The following is a 4,072-nucleotide window of genomic DNA, read 5'->3' on the forward strand; positions in this document are numbered from 1 at the left end:
CGGTCCCACTGAGCATCTTCCAGTTCGTATCGTTTAGGTGTTGTCATCGGAATGCCTCGATTCGTTTTTCCTCAGATTATACCTGAATTTTTAGTTTTCAGACAGTCCCTAATTTTAAATGAATAATAGTTTTTTTCAAAACCATAGGTGGTGCATTCGTGGTTCAAGGTAAATTGGCAACTTGATGTGGCGAGCTGGTCAAAATAAGATGACCGGTCTTGGAAATAAATCAGAGGACTTACCGACCAGCCCAAAAGATGGAAAAGAAGCCAATTACAAAAACAATCGCGAGAACGGCCCACCAATAGCCCGACAAGAAGTCCCAAAAGTTCATTTTACCCCAACGGCGGACGTAGCGATTATGCTTGGGATCGAAGACAAATTCAGACGTGTCAACCTTGGTCTCGTGTTCAGCGCCAAAAACCAGAGTGTCTAGGCTGACGTTAAAGATATCCGTTAGTTTAATCAGGTTGTTCAAGTCCGGGGTTGAATCACCGGACTCCCATTTTGAAATGGCCTGTCGCGTGACAAAAAGCTGGCTAGCCAGGTCATCTTGGGTGGTGTTCTGTTCTTTACGAATTTTCTTGAGTTGAGTGGGAAACTTATTCATGGTTGAATCCTCCTGAGCGGTTAAAAGCGCTTTTTTCTAAAAATAAGGTAGCCAACGATTACAAAGAGACACGTGTAACTGAGGGTGCCCTGTAACAGTTGCTGATTAAGTAGGTGACTGGTATCAATGTAAGTTGTGTAGTTATAGTATTGCCGGGTTAGATTCGTCATGTTAAAGGGGTTCCAACGCAAAACTTGGGTGAACTTTTCGGAGTTTAGCAAGTTGGCGGAAATAAACTGTCCCATGAAAACCATTAACAGACTGACACTAATGACGATGGCATTACTGTTGATTAGGCAAGAGAGTAGAAAGATTAGACTGATAATAAAAGTTGTGGTGAGCACATCAATTGCGGAGGTCTTCAGCATATTTTCCCAAAGTGGTTGCTGATACCGATAGAGTGCAGACCATGACATCGACTGATTCATGGGAATTGCACGCAGTCCCAACGTGAATAGGATGGCCAGCAGATGTAGCCAAAGGTTGTAGCCTAGGATAACCAGATATTTTGATAAGTAGACTAAGGCCTTATTCGGTGCCTTATAGAGTAACGTGAGGATCGCATTGTTCTGGAATTCCATGGAAAAGGTGGTTGAGCCAACAATCACTAGGATGAGCATAATCCAATCGGGCGCATTATAGCAGGTAGCCATGAGCAGCTTACTTTCATTATACCCAATTGATAGACCAGTTAAAATCATGAGAATGAGTAAGACAAGCGGTGCGATCCAAGTTAGTTTTCGATGACTAAGTTTGTAGAATTCCTGATAAAGACTAAAAGCCATTTTAAATGTGCCCTCCTTGATTAGATTCGCCGTTTCTTAAACAAGCCGTAGCCTAAGATGATGAAAATGGCGGCGTAGCTTAAATTGCCGCCAATAATTTCGAAGAAACTTAAATGTGAGACGGCTGCGTATGCTGGATTGGCCAGCTGTTGGGTGATAAAAATCATATTCAACGGGTTCCAGCGCAGGATGGGAATCAGAGATGTAAAGGCGCCCATAAGTGCCACCGAAATGCCAGCACCGAGAAAGCCTAACGCTAAGCCAATCCCAATCACGGCGACGTTGATCTTTATTAGCATAATCAGCATGAACGATAGGGTAACGATGAATAGGGCATAAATAACCGTGCCGATGACGTTACCAGTGAGCAGGGTAAGTAGCGTTTGATGTTTGCTAATTAATGCGGACCAAGGCGTTCGTATGAGTAAAAATTTAAGCACAATGGTCAGCAAGGTCGCGATGACTGTCAGGACGAGACTATATAACCATACAATCATCAATTTCGCCCAGTAGATTTGCCAGCGCTTAGTATTTTTGTAAAGAAGTATCAAGATTGTCCGGTTTTGATATTCCATGGCGAAGAAGGTTGAACCAACCGCGATCATAATGATGGGAATCCATTGCACGGCGCCAAACTCAAAGATGACTTGTGTTGAATCCACTTTAGTTGTTAAGACGCTGTATACCATCAAAAGAATCAGTATGAGAATGCCAGCCAGGGCTGACCTCTGATGATTGAACTTAAATAGCTCGGCTCTCAAACTAGTCATGATGCTGGTCACCACCCCGTTGTTGATGTAAAAGTTGAACGACAATTTGTTCAAAGCTACTAGAAATTGGCGTTAATTCCTTCAGGTGAACGTGTTGTGCACTAAGGATATCTTGAATTTCAAAGATATTTTTAGGATTAACCTGAAAGGTGCCACCGTCCAAAGTGTACTGAATATGGTGACGACTCAAAAACTTAACCGTTAACTGAGAATTCTCCGTGTGTAGTCTATAAGCTTGATGGTGAAGTTGTTCAAACTCCGCGATCGGCTGATCAACGATGATGCGCCCGTGATTGATGAGAATAACTTGGGTCATGACCTTTTGAAGCTCACTCAGAATGTGGCTAGAAATCAGGAAAGCAGTTCCTTGGGCAGCATACTGGTGAATCAGCCGACGAACCCCAATGGTCGCCTCAACGTCGAGACCATTCATCGGTTCGTCAAGGATTACGAGTTGCGGGTTGTTCAGTAATGCAATGGCAATGCCTAGTTTCTGTTTCATACCGAGGGAGTAACCCTTGGCCTGATCGTGAATGTAGGCGGTCATCTCTAACTTGGAGATGAGTCGTTGACAGTCGGCGGGGTCATGCGCGTAAAGGGCTAAATTCTGTTGGCCTGTTAGAAAGGGGTAAATAGCGGGGTGTTCAATCAGGGCCCCTACGTTAATCAATGCGGCGTGTTGATTTTCGGTAACGGTGGTTTGATTGAGTCGAATTTGACCATCAAATTTGGTAAGCCCTAGAATGGTTTTCATCAGGGTTGTTTTCCCAGCGCCATTGGGTCCAATCAGACCGATGATATTTCCTGGATGAATCTTAAAGGTGGCGTCTGTGATGATCTGCTTTCGACCAATATAAGTATTGACGTTTTGAACGACGAGCATATAGTCTTCCTCCTAAGTACAGAATGATTGTGCACCTTGACTAAGTCTACTGTCGGTCAATTTACTGGTTGCATACAAGCAATATGGGGCAAGCATTTCGCAAAGTGAGCGGTGAATTTGCGCAACTAGCAGTTTCATAAAGGGGCTACAAACACTGTTGCGTCAATCATTGTGGAGGTTACGTTAAGCTTTCTAAAAAATATCGGTCAAGCAGGTGTGATTAAGCATCAATAATTAGAAACAACTGCGAAGTTAGCCTTCATTTGAAATCACCAATTAGTAGACTGCAAAATAAATACACCCTGACGATTACTAGCAATCGGTAGGGTGTATTTGAAGTTTATATGATTTGGATTAGCAGGGATCTGGTCGCTCAAACCGTAATGTGCCGTGAAGTGAATACCTGCTGAACAACAGTGATGGCGTTTAAAACGCGGGGAAATCCAATATACGGAATGCAGTGAATACACGTTTCAATAATTTCTTTGGGAGTGAGACCAACGTTGAGACACCCGTTGAGATGTACCGTTAGCTGGCTGCTAGTGTCACCTTGCACCAGTAATGCTGTGATGGTCACCAGCTCTCTTTGTTGTAGGGTGAGACCTGGTCGTGCGTAGATATCACCAAAGGCGAATTCCAGAATATATTGACTAATATCGGGCGCGATATCTTTTAGACTGGTCATAACGGTGTCAGCAGCCGCAGCATCCACTTGGTTCAATAAGTTTTTTCCTTTTTCCAAACGATCCATAAAATCAGCCCTTCCAATTAGGATGTGCTAAGCTTAGAACCTGAAGTTTACTCCAGGTCAAGTATAAGCATTCAGGTGGGAGGTCGGATTTGATGGAAATTGGAGAATTTTCGCAAAAGGTGGACTTATCAATCGACACACTGCGTTACTACGAGAAAGTAGCCTGAATTATTCATACCTTTCAAAAAAGTCGTCAGTTTTCATGTTTTTCAAAAACTGACGGCTTTTGATCTTGCTTACTATGTATTGAGACTCTAAATTTTGATGGTATCA

General features: G+C 43.1%; 6 protein-coding genes. 1 reads left to right on the forward strand and 5 read right to left on the reverse strand.

Going from position 1 to position 4,072, the window contains the following annotated elements:
- Positions 1-238: 238 nt before the first annotated feature.
- The 5 genes from HF569_RS12050 to HF569_RS12070 all read right to left on the reverse strand — a co-directional run bounded on the left by HF569_RS12050 (position 239) and on the right by HF569_RS12070 (position 3,799).
- Positions 239-610, reverse strand: coding sequence for a helix-turn-helix domain-containing protein (locus HF569_RS12050; RefSeq protein ID WP_168902608.1), 372 nt, complete (start codon positions 608-610; stop codon positions 239-241).
- 20 nt (positions 611-630) lie between these two features.
- Positions 631-1,395: an ABC transporter permease gene (locus HF569_RS12055; protein WP_168902609.1), complete on the reverse strand. Its 765-nt coding sequence runs from the start codon at positions 1,393-1,395 to the stop codon at positions 631-633.
- Between the two features lie 20 nt (positions 1,396-1,415).
- Complete coding sequence (locus HF569_RS12060) at positions 1,416-2,165, reverse strand: ABC transporter permease (protein ID WP_211089733.1); 750 nt, start codon at positions 2,163-2,165, stop codon at positions 1,416-1,418.
- On the reverse strand, positions 2,158-3,048 hold the full coding sequence (locus HF569_RS12065; RefSeq protein WP_168902610.1) for an ABC transporter ATP-binding protein: 891 nt from the start codon (positions 3,046-3,048) through the stop codon (positions 2,158-2,160). Before HF569_RS12065 ends, HF569_RS12060 begins: the two co-directional genes overlap by 8 nt.
- A 373-nt stretch (positions 3,049-3,421) precedes the next feature.
- Complete coding sequence (locus tag HF569_RS12070; protein WP_168902611.1) at positions 3,422-3,799, reverse strand: carboxymuconolactone decarboxylase family protein; 378 nt, start codon at positions 3,797-3,799, stop codon at positions 3,422-3,424.
- Between the two features lie 92 nt (positions 3,800-3,891).
- Between HF569_RS12070 and HF569_RS12710 the strand changes: the two genes are divergently transcribed.
- Entirely contained in the window at positions 3,892-3,966 is a 75-nt protein-coding gene (locus HF569_RS12710; RefSeq protein WP_168902613.1) for a MerR family DNA-binding transcriptional regulator, read from the forward strand.
- Positions 3,967-4,072 lie beyond the last annotated feature (106 nt).

This window comes from Levilactobacillus tujiorum (assembly GCF_012641185.1).
Taxonomy (GTDB): Bacteria; Bacillota; Bacilli; order Lactobacillales; family Lactobacillaceae; genus Levilactobacillus; species Levilactobacillus tujiorum.

Coding starts and splice junctions, on each gene's coding strand:
- HF569_RS12055 (WP_168902609.1), bottom strand. CDS start 1,395: ATGGCTTTTAGTCTTTATCAGGAATTCTACAAACTTAGTCATCGAAAA.
- HF569_RS12065 (WP_168902610.1), bottom strand. CDS start 3,048: ATGCTCGTCGTTCAAAACGTCAATACTTATATTGGTCGAAAGCAGATC.
- HF569_RS12060 (WP_211089733.1), bottom strand. CDS start 2,165: ATGACTAGTTTGAGAGCCGAGCTATTTAAGTTCAATCATCAGAGGTCA.
- HF569_RS12050 (WP_168902608.1), bottom strand. CDS start 610: ATGAATAAGTTTCCCACTCAACTCAAGAAAATTCGTAAAGAACAGAAC.
- HF569_RS12070 (WP_168902611.1), bottom strand. CDS start 3,799: ATGGATCGTTTGGAAAAAGGAAAAAACTTATTGAACCAAGTGGATGCT.